Raw genomic sequence first — 20,271 nt, forward strand, 5'->3', positions numbered from 1 at the left:
GGCTGGCCATTACCCTTCCTGCTGTCGCCGCCACTTCCGTCGGCAGCCAACTCACCCGCGTGGGACAACTCGCCGCCGCAGCGCGCCCGCAGGGCGTCCCGGACGATTACGTCATTACACCCAATGGTTATTTCTCGCCCAGCTGTGTCGCGACCGTGCACAAGGGCGACCAACTGCAAGCCAACGGCATGATCAGGCGCGCTTCCGGCGCGATGGAAAAGCCTGCTTTATGTACCCAGGATAATTTCACCCTGCAGGGCGTCAGGGTGTCGCCGGACGGTAAGCGTTCGACGGCGCCTGTCCGGAAGCCGGAGCAGACCGGTTGGGTGGAAACAGGCAACTACAGTTCCAGCACGCCGATCAACCGCATCGTGGCCAGCTGGACGGTGCCGGCACAGCCGGCCAACAAGGGCGACCAGACCATTTATTTCTTCCCGGGTCTGGAACAGCTGCCTGACGTGCAGTCGATCCTGCAGCCGGTGCTGGGCTGGAATGGCTACGGAGACAAGGCCTGGACGCTGGCCAGCTGGAATTGCTGCGTGGACGGCACGACCTTCCATAGCGACCCGATCGAGGCCCGCGCCGGTGATGAAGTGGTGGGCGATACCTATTCCACGTGCGGCGCCGGGGTTTCCTGCGGCACCTGGAACATCGATTCGAAGAACGTGACCACCGGTGAGACCAGTTCGCTCAGCACCAGGCCCTATGCCGACCTCAACTGGGTTTTCGGCGGCGTGCTGGAGGTCTACAGCGTAGCCAGTTGCAATCAATACTCAGGCGGCCCGATTACCTTCCATAACATCCGGGTGTACGACCGCAACAATAATCTCGTGGCCAATCCGCCGTGGAGTGGTAGTGACACTTCGGGTATCGATCCGCAATGTAACTATGCGCAGGACTTCACGCCGACCTCGGTGACGTTGTCCTACTGATTCGGCATCCATGCGCATGAGTGGTACCAGCGGGGCCGCCGCCAGTTGCACTGGCGGCGGCGAAAGTCGCATGCTTGCCGGATGACCAGACAACGCGCAGTACAACGGGCCATCTTTCTTGCCCTGGCCTTGGGCAACTTCGGTTCGGCCATCGCAGGCTCCGCTGACATACCGCCGGGCCGTACGTGGATCAACCCGATCGACATCGACTACCGCTACAACTTCGAGCAGATGAACGAGGGTATTTCCTACCGTACGGGTGCGGATCCCGTCATCGTGCGCTATGGCGACGATTTCTTCCTGTTCCAGACTCTGGCCGATGGCTACTGGCAATCGCACGACCTGGTGCATTGGCAGTTTACCAAACCCGATCGCTGGCCGTTCGACAGCGAGGTGGCACCGGCCACCCTGGTGGCCGACGGCAAGCTGTTCCTGATGCAGTCGGCTGCCTCGCCCAGGCCGCTGATGTATTCCACGGATCCCAAGCATGGGAAATGGCAGTTCTGGACCCGCCAGTTGCCGCCCGTCCCGGGCGCGGTGGCCGAAGGCAACCCCGTGCCGCCAGGAAGCCTGCCGCCGGGCCCGACGGATCCGGGCCTGTTCGCCGACAACGACGGCAAGGTGTATCTGTATTGGGGATCGTCCGATGTGTATCCGCTGCATGGTGCGCAGATCGACCTGAAAACCGCCGATGCCGCGGAAGGCGAGGGCAAGCGGCTGGCCTTCGTGACCAAGCCCCAGGTGTTCATTTCGATGGATCGTGCCCACCATGGCTGGGAACGATTCGGCCAGGACCACACCGCCGGCGACAAGCCCTCGTACATGGAGGGCTCGTGGATGAATCGCCACGGCGATACCTACTACTACCAGTACGCCGCGCCCGGCACCGAGTACAACGTGTATGCCACGGGCGTCTACACCGGCAAGGGTCCGCTGGGGCCGTTCACCTACGCTCCCTACAACCCGCTGGGCTACAAGCCTGGCGGGTTCGTTACCGGGGCGGGGCATGGGTCGACCTTCCAGGATGCATATGGCAACTACTGGAATACCGGCACGGCGTGGATCGGTATCAACTGGCGTTTCGAGCGCCGCATCGACATGTTCCCCGCGGGCTTTCATGCCGATGGCCAGATGTGGGTGGACACCCGCTTTGGCGATTTCCCCCAGGTGATGCCCGACCACGCCTTGCGCGAAGGCGAAAGCACCTTCGCAGGCTGGATGCTGCTTTCTTATCGCAAGGCCGCTTCAGCGTCGGGAAGCCTTGCCGGGCACGATCCTGCCACCGTCACCGACGAAGATCCCCGTACCTTCTGGGTAGCCCCGCGCAACACGCCCGGGCAGACGCTTACCGTCGATCTTGGCGGCCCCCGCACAGTTCGCGCCGTGCAGGTGAACTATGCCGATTACCAGGCTGGCCGATTCGGCGATGCGCCCGATCTCATCACCCAATTCAGGCTGGAGGGATCCCTTGACGGTGAGTCCTGGAAGCCGCTTGCCGACTGGTCGAAGGAAAACCGCGACCACGCCAATGCCTATGTGGAACTGGCGCAGGCGGCCCGGGTCCGGTTCGTCCGCTATGTGCACCAGCATGTGGGCGCGAAGAACCTCGCCATCGCGGACCTGCGCGTCTTCGGCCGTGCCGACGGCGGATCGCCCGCGGCGCCGGTGCTGGTGTCGGCCCATCGCCATGCGGACACGCGCGACGCGGACATCGCGTGGAAGCCCGTGCCCGGTGCGGTGGGGTACAACGTCCGCTGGGGCCTGAAGGCCGACCGCCTGCACTGGACCTACCAGCGTTTCGCCGACCAGCCCACCACGCTTACCCTGCGCTCGCTCAACACGGGCGTCCACTACGTGGTGGCGGTGGAAGCGTTCGACGAGAATGGTGTATCCGGCCTTTCCCAGGTTCTTTCCTTCTAGCTCCCCGGGGCGTCCGGGGCATAGGCTTGATGGCCGTAAAGCCGTCCGTAAAAAATTGTTGTATTCGCCGAAATAGCGGAGTAGCGTCGCAATTGCCCGCATGCGCATCGGTCTTCCCCAACCGGCATGTGGCAGGCCACGAGGAAGGCGTGGCTTCGTTTCGTACAGCACTGCCACAACCGTGGAACGCGCGGCCGTGCAATGTCGGAGCGTCACTATGAACGTACCTTACTGCACCTGGTTATAGCCGCCCACACGGCTTGACCCGTGCCGCTTTGCCGCGGCGCTCCTGATCGTCGTCCGCCTTACTCCCCTACAGGCCTCGGAGATCGCACATGCATACCCTAACGCACGCCCGTGCGCTGCGTCGTCGCACCCTTGCGACCGCGCTGCTGGCCGCCATCTCCCCGTTGGCAGCCTACGCACAACAAGCCAATCCACCGGGCCAAGGCTCCCCCACAGGACCGCAGCCCCCCCAAACGACGGAGCTCGCGGCCATCACCGTGACCGGCTCGGCCTTGCCGCGCATCGATGCCGAAACGCCTTCGCCGGTGACGGTGATTACCGCCGACCAGATCCGAAAAAGCGGCCTTACCACCGTATCGGATGTGGTCCGCGCCGTGTCGGCCGACAATAGCGGTTCGATCCCCGCGGCATTCACCGCCGGTTTCGCCGCAGGCTCATCGGGTGTTGCGCTTCGCGGTCTTACGGTGAACTCCACCCTGGTGCTGATCGACGGCCGGCGTGCGGCAAGTTATGCCCTGGCTGACGATGGCCAGCGTTCCTTCGTCGATCTCAACACCATCCCCTCCAACGCCATCGAACGCATCGACGTGCTGAAGGACGGCGCGTCGTCGCTGTACGGCGCCGATGCCATTGCCGGCGTCGTGAATATCATCCTGAAGCCCACCTTCACTGGCGTGGACGCCACGGCGGACGTGGGTACCTCGCAACACGGCGGCGGCACCACGCGCCGCGCCACGGCACTGATGGGCACGGGCAGCCTCAAAGATGATGGCTACAACGCCTACGTGAGCGTGGAATACCAGAAGGACGATGCCATTGGCGTGGGCCAGCGCGGCTTCCCCTTCAACACGGCAGACTTGAGCCGCATCGGCGGCAACAACCTCACCGCCGGCCAGCCGTCACAGAACTCAGGTTCATTCTGGGGCACCGTGACGCCCGGCACGCTGGGCACCCCCGGCGACATCACCACCGGCGTTCCGCTTCCGGGCGCTGTGGCCCAGCCGCTGGTGCCATGCGGCCCGGGTGGCACGCTGGTCAGCAACGATCCGTCCAATCCCGGCAGTTACTGCGCGCAGAACCAGGCCCTGTTCGGGCAGATCCAGCCGGAAATGAAGCGGACGGGCGTGTACGGCCGCCTGACAATCCGGATTTCCGACGACACCACGGCTTACATCGGCGCCAGCTACTACGACACCAAGACCATCGTGCGCGCCGTGCCGGCACAGATCCAGACCAGCCAGCCGACCAACACCAACGCCATTGCCTTGCCCGTGACCTTGAGCGATGGCCGGCTGAACCCGTACAACCCGTTCGCGGCGGCCGGGAACGTGGCCCTGATCAACTTTGCCTTCCCCGATATTCCCGGCGGTGCGAAGAACGACAACCACAACCTGCGGATCGTCGGGGGCGTGCATGGACGCTGGGGCGAGTGGGACTACGACAGTGCGTTGGTGTTGAACCACACCTCGCTCGACGTCGACAACATCGGCTTCCTCAACTACGCAGCCCTCATCAACGACATCAATACCGGCGCCTACAATTTCGCCAACCCCGGCGCCAATTCCCAGGCGTTGCGCGCTGCGCTGGCCCCGGTCCTTAGCAAGACCTCCACCAGCGACCTGCAGTCGCTCGACTTCCGGGCGTCACGTACGCTGGCTGACCTTGGCGGCGGCGCATTGGGCCTTGCCACCGGCATCGACCTGCGCAAGGAGCGCCAGGACGATCCGGACCTGAATCCGAACCTGGCGGCGCTAGGCCTGGGCGTGGCGCACACGCAAGGCCACCGCGTGGTGCGTGGCGCCTACCTTGAACTGGATGCGCCGTTCCTGGAGAGCCTCGAGGTGGATGCCTCCGGCCGCTTCGACCGTTACTCCGACTTCGGCAGCAATTTCTCGCCCAAGGTCGGCATCAAGTGGAAACCGATCGACCAGATCGCCGTCCGTGGCACATGGTCGAAGGGATTCCGCGCGCCAAGCTTCGCCGAGAACGGCTCGAGCGCGGCTGAGGGTTTCGCCACCTTTACCCCGCCAGCGGATTTCCAGGACGCCCACGGCGGCAGCGGGTACGTGCAACCCTATCCGCTGGCGTTCCTCACTTCGGCCAATCCACGCATCCAGCCGGAGAAATCCAAGAGCTTCACCCTGGGTGTGTTGCTACAACCCTGGGACCGCTTCAGCGCTTCGGTGGATTACTACCAGATCAAGAAGACCGGGGTGATCGCCCAGCAGGATCCGAATGCGGTGCTGGACGCTTACTTTGCCGGCGAGCCGTTGCCCACGGGATCGTCCATCGTGGCGGATGTCCCGGACCCAGCCGCACCCGATGCGCTGCCGCGGCCGATCGTGGTGGATGCCCCCTATGTGAACCAGAACTCGCTCAAGACCAAGGGTGTCGACGTGAATCTTCATGCCAACGCCGATTGGGGCGCGCTGCACTGGGATTCGGACTTGAATCTGACCAAGATCATCAGCTGGACGCTGACCTTGCAGGACGGCACCAAGGAGCAATTCGTGGGAACGCACGGGCCGTACGGTGTTTCCTCCGGTGCCGGCACGCCGCGCTACCGTGGCTCGTGGTCCAACAGCGTGACCTTCGGCAAGGCCACCATCACCGGCACGCTCTATTACACCAGCGGGCTGAAGCTCACCGCGCCGGATGTCACCGAAGGATGTTTCTCGACCAATACCATCACGGGAGAGAATTTCCCGCCGAGTTGCCGGATGTCATCGTTCACCACGTTCGACCTGACCGGAAGCTACGACATCACGCCGAAGATCAGCCTGACCGGATCGGTGCTCAATGCCTTCGACAAGAAGGCGCCGATCGATACGCTGAACTACGCCGCGTTGAACTACAACCCCACCTATGCCCAGCCAGGCGCGGTAGGGCGTTTCTATACCGTGGGTGTCAGGGTGAAGCTATGAGGCATTAGAAACCGCCGCGGGCGAACAGCCATGAGCTGTTCGCCTGCCGCAACATCCCGAAGGTGCGGTCGGCCTCCTCGTTGCTGTCGACGTCGTAGAACAGCACGCGGAAGGTCAACGTGCCATCGGGACGTTGTTTCACTGAGTGGATGTGACGGATCGACATGCATTTGCCAGGGTCGTGATAGCGCGTGGAGCTGATCGCGGAAAGGTAATAGGTGCTGCCGCTGAAACCCGGTACCTGGTACTGGGCCAGGTGTGTCCACGCATCCCATCCCGGGTAGCAGGCAAGGAACGAAACCACCGCCTCAATGGCAGGCTCCGCTTCTTGCCACGAGCCCTTGAGGTTCTCCGGCACCGGCGCCTGTTCCAGCGCCTGGTGAAGTTCGTCTGTCTGCAGCTTGGTGGGCTTGGGTGTCGGTGCCGCGGCGGTGTCAGCGGCCAGGGCGGTGATGTCGTGCCCAGCGAGCAGTGCCAGCACGACCGCAAACACCATCCGGGTAGCACTCATGGCTGCACTGCCCACGAGCCTGGGTGCCCGGCAGGCAGTTTCAGATAGGTGACTTCGCCATAGGTGTCCTTGCCAGTTGCCCAGCCCGGCCCATCGGTGGCACGCAGCGCATCTTCATCCTTGCGTTGGGCCACGCCCGCCACGGACTTGCCCGTTACGCCATGCATTTTTACCAGGTAGTACTTCAGCGGCAGCTTGTATTTGCCCGACCGCGGCCCCGTGGTGAACACTGCGCCCTTGCCGCTTCGGTGGGTGGAGAGTGTCTGGGCGAAATACTCGCCTTTCTCGTAGTTGTAGTTCGTGCCGTTGTCGTCGTAGTAATTGAAATGCGACTCGCCATCGGCGGGGAACACGTCGACGTTCACCGTCAGCAGCGGTGTTTGTCCGACGTACTGCACCGGCGCCTGGCTGGGAATGATCGCTCCTTCGCGGATGAACAGCGGGATGTCGCTCCAGTTCTTGGCATCGACGGACAGGTTCACGGATCGGCCGCCTTCGTACTCCTTGCCGTCGAAGTAGCCTGTCCAGCGGCCTTTGGGCAGGTACACCTGCTTGCCTATCTGGCCGCCTGTCACCACCGGCGATACCAGGAGGTACTGCCCGAACATCCAGCTGTCCACGGCGTTGCGCACGTTGGCATCGGTGGGGAACTCGAAGGGCAGGGGCCGTACCAGGCCCACGCCGGAATCGTAGGTGGCGTGCTCGTACGAGTAGATATACGGGATGAGCGCATAACGCAGCCGGATGGCCCGGGTCGCTGCCACTTCCGCCACGGGGCCATAGCGCCAGGGCTGGCGTTTCTCGGCCAGCGACCCATGCACGCGGAAGATCGGCGTGAAGGCGCCGAACTCGATCCAGCGGGCGTAATTCTCATCCGAAGGACGGCCGACGAAGCCACCGCCATCCATGCCCCATTTCCATTCGCCCAGGCTGATGGCGCTGAGCATCCGCTCGCGCTGGCTGGCCATGCTGTCAAAGCCGGTGTCGATGTCGCCCGACCACATGCCATAGGCATAGCGCTGCGAGCCCAGGTAGAAATTCCGGTTCAGTGACCATACGCGTAGCTTCGAATACGCCCGCTGGCCTTCGTAGAGGCTGCGCTGCATGTTCATGAACTGGTAGTCGTCGCCCGTATCGTCGGCTTCGTCGTTCCACCAGCCCACGATGCCGGTATCGAAGGAGTGCTTGAGCGTGTCGTTGAAAAACCACCGGCGGGTGTCGGGCTTGTTGAAGTCGAGGTCGCGCACCATCTTGAGCGAGAAGTAATCGCCCAGCGCGGGCTTGGCGTCGAACCACAGGTGGTGGTCGGTGGCGTAGCGGCCCTGCACGCTGTCCACCAGGATGCGCGGCTTCATGATGCCGGCAAGCTTGATGCCCTGGGCGTCGAGCTGCGTCTTCAGCCGGCCACTGGGACCATCGGGGAACTTCCTGTCGTTCCAGCGGAACTCGCCGTAGTTGTCCTCGCTCCAGCCCTTCCAGTCGAAGTCCAGAGTCATGTTGTCGATCGGGATCTGCTTCTGCCGGTAGGTCTTGACGATGTCGAGCAGTTCCGCCTGGTCGATGCCGAACTGGCTGTTGATGAAGCCCATCGCCCATTTCGGAAAGATCGGCGCCGGGCCGCTGAGCCGCGACAGTGCGGAAAAGATCTCCGGGGGCGTGCCGGTGATCAGGTAATAGGTGAAGTCGCTGCTGGGAAATCCGTCGACTGTCAGCGTGCCGCCGTCGAGGTTGAAGCGCGCGGGCCGCGCATCCACCAGCACGCCGAAGCCAGCCGTACTCCAGGCGAACGGTGCGCCGGCGTAGCCCTGCTCGCCGGATTTGGCCACCTGCACGCCGTGGCGCAGCAGCCCGGCTTGCGAAGGCTCCGTGGCGAAGTAGCCGCGGATGCCATAGATGGGATCCGAGGCCGCATGCGTGAGCACGATGCGGCCTGAGGCCAGCGACGCGGTGTCGGCCTGGGTCAGTAGTGGCTGGCCTGCAGGCGTGGTCAGATTAAGCGTGCCGGTGGCCTTGTCCCAGCGGGCGACGAACCCGGGTGCCCTGAGCGCCACGGCCTGGGCGGTGTCTTCCAGCTTGTCCGGTGTGACCGGCTTGGGCTGCGAATGCGGGTCGATCACGAAGGCCGCAGGCGGGGGTGGGGCACCGGCCTGGCTTACGTGCACTTGCAGCACGTTGGCGGCTACCGGCCGCAGGGTGATGGTTTGCCGTTCCCTGGTTACGGAAATTCCGCCATCCACGCCACGGGCCGTGGGGTCGGCACGGATGGGCGGGGCGGCGAGCAGGGTCAGGATGAGCCCTGCGGCGATGACAGTCAGGTAGCGGCGGACAACGGGCTGTCCCATCGGATTGCATCCCTTTGCGGTCGAACGCCAAGCATAGGCCAAGCCGGCGTGAAGGGTCGACCCGGGCTTGTTTTGGCTCGACTTGGACCTTACACAGTGGTCTAGTTGGCAGGACGCCTTGTATCCCCACAAAAGGAAGTTGCCGCCATGCACCGAGTCGCCCGAAACCTTGTGCTGTCCTGCCTGTCCACCGTCGCCGTCGCACCCACGCTTGCCATGGCCGCCACGCCCACCGAGCAGGCAGTGCTGGCGCCGATCCAGGCGCTCTTCGACGGCATGGGCCGCTACGACAAGAACGCCATCCTGGCTGAAGTACAGCCGGAGGGTAGCGTGGCCTTGCTCCGCGGGGGCAAGGTGGTGCGCATGACACTCGCCCAGTTCGCTGACCATATCAAGCCCTCGAAGGACCGCATCGAGGAACGCATCCACGATCCGTTGATCCGCATCGACGACGACATCGCCATGGTATGGGCGCCCTACGAGTTCCTGCTCAACGGCAAGGTGGTCCATTGCGGGACCGACGTGATCAACCTCGTGCGCGATAACCAGCGCTGGGTGATCTCGGGAATTTCCGATAACAGCCGTAACAACTGTCCGTCTTCATAAAGCAAGGAGAACTACCATGACCGCCACTACCGAACGCGCCGTGCTTGCCGGAGGCTGCTTCTGGGGCATGCAGGATCTCATCCGGCACCAGCCGGGGGTGGTCTCCACGCGCGTGGGCTATACCGGCGGCGACGTGAAGAACGCCACCTATCGCAACCATGGCTCGCACGCCGAAGGCATCGAGATCATTTTCGATCCTTCGGTCACCAGCTACCGGAAGATCCTGGAGTTCTTCTTCCAGATCCACGACCCGAGCACGCTCGACCGCCAGGGCAACGACCGCGGCACGTCGTACCGGTCAGGCATCTATTACACATCCGATGAGCAGAAGCGCGTGGCCGAAGACACCATCGCCGACGTGGATGCCTCGGCTCTGTGGCCGGGCAAGGTCGTGACCGAAGTGGCGCCCGCGGGGGACTTCTGGCAGGCCGAACCCGAGCACCAGGATTACCTGGTGCATTACCCCACGGGCTATACCTGCCACTTCATCCGCCCGGACTGGAAGCTCCCCGAGCGCGCAAAAGCGTGATGCGCACTTAAGCGGCATCGTGGAAGATGATGCCCAGCGTGTGCCGGTGGCCCGAACGCAACCGGCTCACGCCATGGCGCATCTTCACCCGGTAGACGCCCCGCGCACCCTGCACGGGGCGTTCGTTCACCGGGAACACCACCGCATCGCCCTTGCGCAAGGGCACCACTTCCGCCCGTGACTGCATGCGCGGCCGTTGCTCGGTCAGCACGAACTCGCCTCCGGTGAAGTCCACGCCAGGCTCGGACAACAGCACGGCTACCTGCAGCGGGAATACCAGCTCGCCGTAGATATCCTGGTGCAGGCAGTTGTAGTCGCCTTCGGAGTATTGCAACAGCAGCGGTGTGGGCCGTCGCTGGCCGGCGGCGTGGCAACGTTCCAGGTAGTGGGCATGATCCGCCGGGAAGCGCGATTCAACGCCCAGGGCCTGGTTCCATCGATTGGCCACGTCAGCCAGCTGCGGGTACAGGCTCGTCCGCAACTGTTGCACGAGGGAGGGCAGGGGATAATTGAAATACTGGTATTCCCCGCGGCCGAATCCGTGGCGTTGCATCACCACCCGGCTTCGAAAGTGGCTGCCATCCGCGTACATGCGCGATAGCTCCTGGCAATACGCTGGCGACAGCAGGCCAGGGAGCACGGCATAACCCTGTGCGCCGACCTGCGTGGCGATGTCGGGGACTTCCAGGAGCACGTTGGCTGGTGAATGCGGCTTGGCGTTCATGAAGCAGGTCCGTTGGGCATGCCTGCAGTGTACGAAGTCGAAGAAGAAGAAGTCCTCCCGTCGGTTGCTGTTGAATTCATCGCCGCCCGGACACAAGAGGTTCCTCGCCTTCCTGGTCGTTTCGCCTACACGCTGTAGGCGACGGCGCTAGTCATTGCTGCCCGACGCCGATAGTCCTCGCATCGGCGGTTGCCTTACGTTGTCTCGCCCTGCAGCGGTGGTCACCGACCGAGCGATGTCATGAAAGAGATCGACCAGGCCGTCCTGGCCCGCGGTTGCAGCAGTGCGGCATCGTACGCGTTCCTGCCCTACCTGCCGATCTGGATGATGGGTGGGCAGGCTTATGGTGCTGGTGTCATCGGTACGGTGGTCGGCTTGCACATCTTTGCACTGCGGGCGGGCGGGGTATTCAGCCGGCCTGCAATGCAGCTGGTCGGCCGCGCCAACGCGCTGCTGGCCTGCCATCTCGTCGCCGCGGCAACATTGGCGCTACTTATCGGATCAGCCTTCATCGGCATGACCACGGTGCCGTGCCTGGTTGCGTTGCTCGCCCTCAATGGCGTGGCGACCTCAGTGGGAAACGTACTGACCAAGGCGTTCATCGCCAGTCACGCCGGGAAGGAACGTCGGGTCCATGAATTTGGCAAGCTGAACCGGGCGATCAACGGTGGCGCGGCGCTTGGGGCGGTTGCCGGGTCGGTGCAAATGGACGCCGTGCCCGACGGCTTCGCCATCATTTCATTGCTGCTGTTCGGGTTGGCGGCCGCCTGTTCGCGTGGATTGCCAATGGATGTGGTGCGGAATGGCGGCATGTCGTGGTCGGTTCGGGACTTGCTCGGGCATTGGAAGGTAAAGGCGGCTTTCCTGGCAGTCACTGCCACTATCTGGCTTGGCTACGCCCAGTTCTTCACTGCCTTGCCCGTCTACGCGATCGGCACGGCAGCGCAGGCCTTCATCGGCGCGTTCTTCGCGATCAACGCGGCCCTCATCGTAACGTTCCAGGGCAAGGCATTGCGGGCGGTCCAGCCGTTGCTTGGCGGCCCGCTGGGCCCGTGTCGTGTATTCGCTGGCAGCGCGGTCCTGATGGTGGTCGCGTTGGTGGGTCTGATGGCGACCCACGGCGCGTTGTGGCCGGTGCTGTTCGCCGCCATCGTCATTTTCACCCTGTCCGAACTGCTGTGGGCTCCGCTCCTGGACACCTGGACGGCGTCCGTTTTTGGACAACGCCACCTGGTCGAGGGATACACCATCGCTGGCCTGTCCTGGGGGCTTTTCGAGGCGTCCGGTGGGGCACTGAGCATCTATTACTACGCCGGGGTCGATCACCAGGGGAGCGTGCCCTGGTCGTACCCCATCCTGGTTACGTGCCTGCTCGTCACCTTGGCGGGCCTGGGCATGCGCTACGTCAACCTCAGGCCGCGCTACGCCGAATGACACGACCTGGCTCAACTGAACACCACGCAAGGATGCATCGCATGAAAACCATCGCCTTTATCGAAAGCAACGCCAATGCCCATGGTCTCCGGGCGCTTCAGGTTGCCAAGTCACTGGGCTACAGGGTTGTGTTCGTCTGTACCAATCCTGGCTTCTATCGCGCGTTCGGTGGCAACGCCGGCGTCGACCCGCTGTCGGCCGCCGACGAGATCGTCACCGCGCGCAATACCTACTCGGCCGCCTGCATCCGCGAGGCGGTGGGCGAGCGGCGAATCGACGGTGTGGTGGCTTTCGGCGACTACCATCTGATCCCGGCCGCCGAGTATGCACGCATGCTTGGCCTGCCACATGGTGACATCGACGCGTTGAAACGCGGGCGGCGGAAGGACCTGATGCGTGCCTGGTTGCGCGAAGCCGGCTTGCCCGGTCCAGGCTTCGCCGTGCTCGACGAGATCACGGCCACCACATCGCCGGTTGGCTATCCATGCATCGTCAAGCCGGTCGACGATAGCGGCAGCGTGGGCGTCCATCGCGCCGACGACGATGCCGGCTTCGTCCGCGCGTTGCGCGACGTCCTTGGCATGGCAGTGAACAAGCGCGGCTTTCGCCTGGCGCGCAAGGCCGTGGTCGAGCGCTTCCTCGAAGGTACCGAGATGAGCGCCGAGGCGATATGGACGAACAATGGCTGGGCCATCCTCGGCCTCAGCAGTCGTCGCAACGCCGGGCCTATCGGCGCGTCGGAAGTATCGCTTACCTTTCCGGCCGATGTGGACGATGCGGTGGCCGCTGGCATTCACCACGAGGTGCTCGCCTGGCTCCGGGCATCGGGCCTGGATTTCGGCGGGGCCCATGTGGAGTTCCGCCTGGGGCCTGATGGGCCGCAACTGCTCGAGATCAACCCGCGCCTGGCAGGAGCCAGGTTGACCGAGCTCATCACCGTGGCCACTGGCTTCGACCCGGTGGCCTACGTCATCGCACAGGCGGCCGGTGACCATCTACAGCTGCCGGACTGCCCGCTTGTACCTGCGCGCGCGGCTACCATCGAGTTCCTGGTGGCTCACCAGCTCGGCACGCTGCGCTCCATCGACGGCCTGCAGGCCGTTCGTGGCATGCCCTTCGTCCAGTCGGCCGAGGTCACCGTGAGCGTGCCGCGAGAAGTCGCTCCTCTCCTTACCAATCATGATTTCCTGGGCTTTGCCCTTGCGGTGGGCGCGACGGCCCATGATTCGATGCGCCACGCCAGCGAAGCCGTTGGCCAGTTCAAGCTGGACATCGCCTAGATGCGCCCGAAACATGCCATGGAAGGGGTGATCGACCTTCGCAGTGATACGTTGTCGCGATTCACCCGGGACGACCTGGACCACATCGACCTTGCCAGGGTGGGCGACAGTGGCTTCGACGAGGATCCCTACGTCACCGAGCTGGAAGTCTACTGCGCGAGAATGTTCGCCAAGGAGGCGGCGATCTTCATGCCCTCGGGGACGATGAGCAACCAGGTGGCGTTGCGCGTACTCGCGGCGATGGGCGATGAAGTCATCACCGCCGCGGGCTATCACATCAATTTCTTCGAATCGTCCCAGGTTGCCGCCTGCAGCGGCATCGTGCTCAATCCGTTGCGTCCCGCTGATGGCATCCTGCGGCGGCAGGACATCGAGCAAGCCATCGACGAAAAGGCGCGGTGGGGACCGGTCTATGCCGAGCCACGGGTGGTGGCGGTGGAAAACAGCATCAACGCCCATGGTGGCACGGTGTTCCCGTTCGACGAGCTCGTCGACATCTCGCGGCTTTGTCGCGAGCGCGGACTGTCACTTTTCATTGACGGCGCCCGCCTGCTCAATGCCTGCGCCGCGACAGGTCTACAGCCCGATGCCTATGCGGCCCAGTGCGACATGGTCACCCTGTGCTTCGCCAAGGGGCTGGGTGCGCCGTTCGGTTCCATGCTGATGGGTTCAGCGCATCACGTTCGCGATGCCAGGAAGTTCCGAAAATGGCACGGCGGCGCGATGCACCAGGCGGGACTGATGGCGGCCATTGCATTGAAGCGCCTTGCCGGTTGGCGCGATCGCCTGGCGGCGGACAATGACAACGCACGCGTGTTGTCCCGGTTGCTGGATCCTTCCTGGACGCAGCCCCACGAAGCGCAGACCAACATGGTTTTCCTCACTGTGCCTGATGCATCGCGCCTGGCGAGCGAGCTCATGGAGGCTGGCGTGCTCTCGCTGGCCTGGACATCTACCCAGTTGCGCTTCGTTACCAGCAACCTTGTGGATGGCGATTCGATCCGCAGGGCGGCCTCTATCATCAACCGGTTTGCAGCCAGGGGCCTTGGCAAGGCCAGCACGGGCTGACCGGCGATGCGCCGGTCAGCCAGTCGGCCACTTCACGTCGCCGACTTTTGGCGAAGATTGGGCAGGAAGGCCGCCAACAATCCAATCGCCGGCAGGAACGCACAGATCGCATAGACCGTCTCAATGCCCCACACGTCGGCCACTTCACCCAGCACCGCGGCGCCCAGGCCGCCCATGCCGAACGAGAAGCCGAAGAACAGGCCCGAGATCATGCCGATCTTGCCCGGGACCAGTTCCTGGGCGAACACCACGATCGCCGGGAAGGCCGAGGCCAGCAGCAGGCCGATCACGATGGTCAGCGGCATGGTCCAGAACAGGTTCACGTGCGGCAGCAACAGGGTGAATGGCAGCACGCCCAGGATCGAAAACCAGATCACGTACTTGCGGCCGAAACGGTCGCCGATCGGGCCACCGGCCACCGTGCCCACGGCCACCGCGGCCAGGAAGGCAAACAGATGCAGCTGCGCCACTTCCACCGATACCGAAAAACGGTGGATGAGGTAGAAGGTGAAGTAGCTGGTGAGGCTTGCCAGGTATACGTACTTGGAGAAGATCAACGTCAGCAGGATGGCAATGCCGCGCATCGCTTCGCGCTTGGGCAACTCAAGCACGCCTTCGCGACGCGTGGCACTTTTCTTCAGGCGCTCCAGGCCGTGGTGCTTGTACCAGGTGCCCACGTTCCACAGGATGCCGCACGAAAGCAATGCCAGCACGGCGAAGAAGGCCACACTGGATTGGCCCCAGCGCACAACAACCACCGCGGCGGCCAGCGGCCCCAGCGCGGATCCGGCATTGCCGCCTACCTGGAACAGCGACTGCGCCAGGCCGTGCCGGCCGCCCGCGGCCATGCGCGCCACGCGAGACGACTCCGGATGGAACACCGACGAGCCCAGCCCCAAAAGGCAGGCACCGAAAAGCACCATCGGATACGCATGGGCGGCCGACAGCACCAGCAGTCCCGCCAACGAGAACAACGTGCCGCCCGGCAAGGCCAGGGGCGTCGGACGCTTGTCCGCATACAGGCCCACCAACGGCTGCAGGATGGACGCTGTGAGTTGGTAGGCCAGGGTGATCATGCCGATCTGGCCGAAGTCCAGGTGCAAGCCGCTTTTCAGGTTGGGATAAATGGCCGGCAGCAGCGACTGCATCATGTCGTTGAGCAGATGACAGAAGCTTATGGCCAGTATCACACTGAAGACAGTCTTGCTGGCCGCTCCCACGGCGGTTGCGGCCACCGTGGGCGGAGTGATGATGGATTCGGCGGCAACGGGCACGGGCGGGGCGAGCGGCTGCTCCGCAATAGGGGTGGACATGGCGGGGGTTCCTGAGCTGACCTGATAAGCATATGCTCGCCTAAGCCGTCCCGCATCCTCGGATAGGCCATTCATATGTGCGAGTGGGACAATGCTTTTTACCCGGACCGACCCTAACGATTTTGACGGCGTGCCCCGTCCGGTGGTGGCGGTGAAGAACGACTTCCCGCCTTCGCATGAACTTGCTCCTCATACCCATCGCCGCGGCCAATTGCTCTACGCCGCCAGCGGCGTGGTCGTGGCCAGTACACCGGCCGGCGCCTGGGTGGCACCGCCCGAGCGTGCCGTATGGATACCGGCAGGCACCGCGCATGCCGTTCGCATGGTCGGTGCAGTTAGTACGCGCAGCGTGATGGTCGATACTTCTGTTGCCACGACCTTGGGGAACGAGTGCCGCGTGCTGGGTGTGTCGCCCTTGCTGCGAAGCCTGCTGGTCGAGGCCTGTGAACTGCCCAGGGAATACGACCTGGACGGGCGCGACGGGCAACTGATGACCTTGCTGGTGGCCGAACTCGCCCGTGCCCCGGTGATTCCGCTGTCGGTGCCGTTTCCGACCGCGCCGGCCATTGCGCGCAAGTGCCACGCCTTCCTTGAATCACCCGCGCCGCACGACACCATCGAGCAATGGAGCCATGCACTGGGTATGGGCCGCCGCGCCTTCACCCGGGCGTTCCGGAGGGAGACGGGCATGAGCTTCGGCGAGTGGCGACAGCAGGCCTGCCTGTTGGTGGCGTTGCCGAGACTGGCGGCGGGCCAGCCCGTCACCGCCATTGCGCTGGACCTGGGTTACGAAAGCCCTGCGGCGTTTTCCACCATGTTCAAGCGCTTGCTGGGCATGGCCCCCAGCCAGTATCGAAACTGACACATAAGCGCCCGACGCTGGCACGGGACTGTTACCTACCTGTCATAACAGGTGTTTAGGCTCATAGGGGCCGCATGACAGGGGATGCGGTCCATAGCAACTGGGCCAAACTTCCTTGGAGGACCTTCGTCATGCGTAAGTCATTGGCCGTGGGCATCGCCTGCGTGCTCACCCTGTCCGCCGCCTCGATCGCTGCCGCGCAGCAGCCGATCGCCGTTCCCGCACAGGCGCAAAGCGCCGGTCTCGGTTTCGGTTGGGGCGGCCACGGTAACGAGCCGCGTACCGCCACCCCGATCAAGCACCTGGTCGTGATCTTCCAGGAAAATGTCTCCTTCGATCACTACTTCGGCACCTATCCGTATGCCGCCAATCCGAAGGGCGAGCCGGCGTTCTATGCCCGCCCGTTCACGCCCGACGTCAATGGCCTGTCCAGGCGCCTGTTGACCAAGAACCCCAACGCTGCCAACCCGCTTAACGCCGACGCCGCGATCAATCCATTCCGCCTGGAGCGCGCGCAGGCCGCGACGGCCGACCAGGACCACGGCTACACCGACGAACAAAAAGCTTTCAACGGCGGCAAGATGGACTTGTTCCCGCTGTTCACCGGCCACGGCGAAGCACTTCCCGGCGGCGATGCGTCCGAGGAAGGCAAGGGCCAGGTGATGGGCTACTACGATGGCAATACCATCACCGCCCTGTGGAATTACGCACAGAGCTTCGCCCTGAACGACAACAGCTACGGCACCACGTTCGGCCCGTCGTCTCCTGGCGCGGTGAATTTGATTTCCGGCCAGACCAACGGCGTGATTGACACGCTCAACGGCACCGGCGCCGAGACCGACGATGGCAATGGCGGGTTGACCATGATCGGCGACCCGGACCCGATCGGCGACATCTGCTCATCGCCCACGGCGAACCAGGTGACGATGGGTGGTGAGAACATCGGCGACCTGCTCAATGCGAAGAACATCACCTGGGGCTGGTTCCAGGGCGGTTTCGACACCACGCGCACCAATCCCGATGGCAGCACTGGCTGCGGCCGCCGCACGCTCTCCACGGTGACCAACACCACGTCGAACGACTACAGCCCGCATCACTCGCCGTTCCAGTATTACCCGTCCACGGCCAACCCGACCCACGCCCGTCCCTCGTCGGTGGCGATGATCGGCAAGACTGACGCTGCCAACCACAACTACGACATCGACGATTTCTACGCCGCCGTCGATGCCGGCAACATGCCGGCGGTGAGTTTCCTGAAGGCGCCGGCCTATCAGGACGGCCATGCCGGTTATTCCGATCCTCTGGACGAACAGACCTTCGTGGTGCACGTGATCAACGCCCTGCAGCAGAGCGGCGAGTGGAAGGACACGGCCGTGGTGATCGCCTATGACGACTCCGACGGCTGGTACGACCACCAGGATCCGCCGCAAGTGAATGCCTCCAAAGGCAGCACCGATGCCGTGAACGGCGCCGGCATCTGCAATGGCCGGGCCACGCTGCCGGGTATCGACGGCAAGCCGGCGCAGGGTCGTTGCGGCTTCGGTCCGCGCCTGCCGCTGCTGGTGGTGTCGCCGTGGGCCCGCGAGAACCATGTGGATCACACGCAGACCGACCAGAGCTCGATTACCCGCTTCGTCGAAGACAACTGGCTCAATGGCAAGCGCATCGGCGGTGGCTCGTCCGACGCCCATGCCGGTCGCCTGGATAACATGTTCGACTTCTTCATTCCGCGCCTGTTCGATCGCAAGCTGATCCTTGACGAATCCACCGGCCAGCCGAAGAATCATTCCGGTTGGCCGACCTGGCCATTCGGAAACGGCATGCATGGTTGATTCCACCCAGCGCCGCCGCTTCTTGCGGGCGGCAGCATGGACGGCCGCGGCGGGAGTGATCCCGCCGCGGCTTTTTGCCCATGACATGCAGGATATGCACGCCATGCCCGGTGGCAAGGTGGGCAACAAGCTGTGCATGCATCCAATGGGCGATACCTCGCACTTGCCCGGTATCGTCGACCCGAACAAGCTTGCGCCCTTCGTCGATCCCTTGCCGATCCCGCCCACATTGCATGCACAGGCCGGCAAGCTGCTGCGCATCCGCATGGTGCAGACCTCGCAGAAATTGCATCGCGATCTCGCGCCGACCACGTTGTGGACGTACGGCGGGCATTATCCAGGCCCTACCATCGAGGCACGCACGGGGCAGGGTATCGATGTGGCGTGGGAGAACGCGCTGCCGCTGAAGCATTTCCTTCCCGTCGACCATGCCATCTGCGGTGCCGAGGCCGACAAACCCGAAGTGCGCGCCATCGTGCACCTGCATGGCGCGAAGGTGCCGCACAAGGACGACGGCTTCCCCGAGGATTGGTACGTACCGGGCAAGTCGCGCACCCACCATTATCCCAATGCCCAGGATGCCGCCACGCTCTGGTACCACGACCATGCGATGGGCATCAACCGGCTGAACATGTACGCCGGCATGGCGGGCCTGTACCTGTTGCGCGACGAACACGAGCTTTCGCTCGGCCTTCCTTCGGGCGAGCAGGAAATCCCGCTGGTGATCGCCGACCGCCTGCTGCATGAAGACGGCCGCCTGTACTATCCCGATTCCGGTGACGCCAATGCGCCGTGGGTGCCCGAAGTGTTCGGCAACCTTACGCTCGTCAACGGCGCCATCCTGCCGCGTGCCGACGTACAACCGCGGCGCTACCGCCTGCGCGTGCTCAACGCCGCCAACGGCCGCTTCTACCACCTTCGCCTGAAAGACGGCCGGCCGTTCCAGGTGATCGGTTCGGACCAGGGCCTGTTGGCGAAACCTGCAACGCTAAAGGCGATATTCCTGGCGCCAGGTGAGCGCGCGGACATCGTGGTCGATTTCGCATCCCTGCGCGGGGGCAGCGTGGAGCTGATGAACGACGCGTTGCCGCTGATACAGTTCAAGGTAGGGCAGGGTGAAGTGAAGGACGAAAGCCGCGTGCCCGAAGTGCTGCGTGAACTTCCCCGCATGACCGAGGCCAGCGCATCGAAGACGCGCGAACTCACCCTGGATGAATACAGCGACTGCGTGGCAACGCCCATGCTGATGCTGCTTAACGGCAAGCGCTGGCACGATGAGGTAACGGAGAAGCCGGTGCTCGGCAGCACCGAAATGTGGAGCCTGGTGAACCTCACCGAAGACACCCATCCGATCCACCTTCACCTGGTTCGCTTCCAGATCCTTGATCGCCGTCCGTACGACGTGGGTGAATACGTCAAGACAAGGACCCTCCGCTACGTCGGGCCGGCGCAGGTACCGCCCGCGCACGAGCAGGGCTGGAAAGATGTAGCGCAGGCCTACCCAGGCATGGTCACGCGCATCGTTGCGACGTTCGACGGGTACGCCGGCCGCTATGCCTGGCACTGCCACCTGGCCGAACACGAGGCAAACGAGATGATGCGGCCGTTCGAAGTAGTGGTCGCTTAAGTCCGTAGCGCAAGCACGGCGTTCAACCCACCGAATGCAAACGAGTTCGACAGCGCAGCCTTCACCGGCGTCTCGCGTGCTGTATCGAACACGATGTCGACGTTGCAGGCAGCGTCCGGCT

The 20,271-nt window shown here is 63.8% G+C and carries 15 protein-coding genes; 11 read left to right on the forward strand and 4 right to left on the reverse strand.

Going from position 1 to position 20,271, the window contains the following annotated elements:
- The 3 genes from VK519_RS02440 to VK519_RS02450 all read left to right on the forward strand — a co-directional run.
- The coding region (locus VK519_RS02440) for a hypothetical protein (RefSeq protein ID WP_324347323.1) at nucleotides 1-932 on the forward strand (932 nt) is incomplete at its 5' end.
- Nucleotides 933-1,013: 81 nt separating this feature from the next.
- Nucleotides 1,014-2,852: a family 43 glycosylhydrolase gene (locus VK519_RS02445; RefSeq protein ID WP_324347325.1), complete on the forward strand. Its 1,839-nt coding sequence runs from the start codon at nucleotides 1,014-1,016 to the stop codon at nucleotides 2,850-2,852.
- 335 nt (nucleotides 2,853-3,187) lie between these two features.
- Nucleotides 3,188-6,022, forward strand: a complete 2,835-nt coding sequence (locus tag VK519_RS02450) for a TonB-dependent receptor plug domain-containing protein (protein ID WP_324347327.1) — start codon at nucleotides 3,188-3,190, stop codon at nucleotides 6,020-6,022.
- A 4-nt stretch (nucleotides 6,023-6,026) separates the two neighbouring features.
- On the opposite strand, the gene VK519_RS02455 is transcribed toward VK519_RS02450, so the two are convergent.
- A complete protein-coding gene (locus tag VK519_RS02455; RefSeq protein ID WP_324347328.1) occupies nucleotides 6,027-6,533 on the reverse strand; it encodes a hypothetical protein in 507 nt (168 codons plus the stop codon).
- Complete coding sequence (locus VK519_RS02460) at nucleotides 6,530-8,875, reverse strand: glycoside hydrolase family 31 protein (RefSeq protein ID WP_324347330.1); 2,346 nt, start codon at nucleotides 8,873-8,875, stop codon at nucleotides 6,530-6,532. Before VK519_RS02460 ends, VK519_RS02455 begins: the two co-directional genes overlap by 4 nt.
- Before the next feature lie 147 nt (nucleotides 8,876-9,022).
- On the opposite strand from VK519_RS02460, the gene VK519_RS02465 reads away from it, so the two are divergent.
- The gene (locus tag VK519_RS02465; RefSeq protein WP_324347332.1) at nucleotides 9,023-9,481 is read left to right on the forward strand and encodes a nuclear transport factor 2 family protein; all 459 of its coding nucleotides are present in this window, start codon (nucleotides 9,023-9,025) and stop codon (nucleotides 9,479-9,481) included.
- A 16-nt stretch (nucleotides 9,482-9,497) separates the two neighbouring features.
- Nucleotides 9,498-10,010, forward strand: coding sequence for a peptide-methionine (S)-S-oxide reductase MsrA (gene msrA, locus VK519_RS02470; protein ID WP_324347334.1), 513 nt, complete (start codon nucleotides 9,498-9,500; stop codon nucleotides 10,008-10,010).
- 7 nt (nucleotides 10,011-10,017) lie between these two features.
- On the opposite strand, the gene VK519_RS02475 is transcribed toward msrA, so the two are convergent.
- The gene (locus VK519_RS02475; protein ID WP_324347336.1) at nucleotides 10,018-10,734 is read right to left on the reverse strand and encodes a 2OG-Fe(II) oxygenase; all 717 of its coding nucleotides are present in this window, start codon (nucleotides 10,732-10,734) and stop codon (nucleotides 10,018-10,020) included.
- 240 nt (nucleotides 10,735-10,974) lie between these two features.
- Here VK519_RS02475 and VK519_RS02480 point away from each other — a divergent pair, with 240 nt between their 5' ends.
- The 3 genes from VK519_RS02480 to VK519_RS02490 are packed head-to-tail and all read left to right on the forward strand — an operon-like array spanning nucleotide 10,975 to nucleotide 14,516.
- Nucleotides 10,975-12,168, forward strand: coding sequence for an MFS transporter (locus VK519_RS02480; RefSeq protein ID WP_324347338.1), 1,194 nt, complete (start codon nucleotides 10,975-10,977; stop codon nucleotides 12,166-12,168).
- A gap of 41 nt (nucleotides 12,169-12,209) precedes the next feature.
- Nucleotides 12,210-13,448, forward strand: a complete 1,239-nt coding sequence (locus tag VK519_RS02485) for an ATP-grasp domain-containing protein (RefSeq protein ID WP_324347340.1) — start codon at nucleotides 12,210-12,212, stop codon at nucleotides 13,446-13,448.
- Nucleotides 13,449-14,516: a threonine aldolase family protein gene (locus VK519_RS02490; RefSeq protein WP_324347342.1), complete on the forward strand. Its 1,068-nt coding sequence runs from the start codon at nucleotides 13,449-13,451 to the stop codon at nucleotides 14,514-14,516. It begins immediately after the preceding gene.
- A 32-nt stretch (nucleotides 14,517-14,548) separates the two neighbouring features.
- Here the strand turns inward: VK519_RS02490 and VK519_RS02495 are convergent, their stop codons facing one another.
- Complete coding sequence (locus VK519_RS02495) at nucleotides 14,549-15,829, reverse strand: MFS transporter (RefSeq protein ID WP_324347344.1); 1,281 nt, start codon at nucleotides 15,827-15,829, stop codon at nucleotides 14,549-14,551.
- 130 nt (nucleotides 15,830-15,959) lie between these two features.
- Between VK519_RS02495 and VK519_RS02500 the strand changes: the two genes are divergently transcribed.
- From VK519_RS02500 to VK519_RS02510, 3 genes are all read left to right on the forward strand, one after another.
- The gene (locus VK519_RS02500) at nucleotides 15,960-16,691 is read left to right on the forward strand and encodes an AraC family transcriptional regulator (protein WP_324347346.1); all 732 of its coding nucleotides are present in this window, start codon (nucleotides 15,960-15,962) and stop codon (nucleotides 16,689-16,691) included.
- A 131-nt stretch (nucleotides 16,692-16,822) separates the two neighbouring features.
- Entirely contained in the window at nucleotides 16,823-18,523 is a 1,701-nt protein-coding gene (locus VK519_RS02505; protein ID WP_324347348.1) for a phospholipase C, read from the forward strand.
- A complete protein-coding gene (locus VK519_RS02510; protein ID WP_324347350.1) occupies nucleotides 18,516-20,150 on the forward strand; it encodes a multicopper oxidase family protein in 1,635 nt (544 codons plus the stop codon). Before VK519_RS02505 ends, VK519_RS02510 begins: the two co-directional genes overlap by 8 nt.
- The last annotated feature ends 121 nt before the right edge of the window (nucleotides 20,151-20,271 follow it).

It is taken from the genome of Pinirhizobacter sp. (genome assembly GCF_035317885.1).
Classification (GTDB): Bacteria; Pseudomonadota; Gammaproteobacteria; order Xanthomonadales; family Rhodanobacteraceae; genus Pinirhizobacter.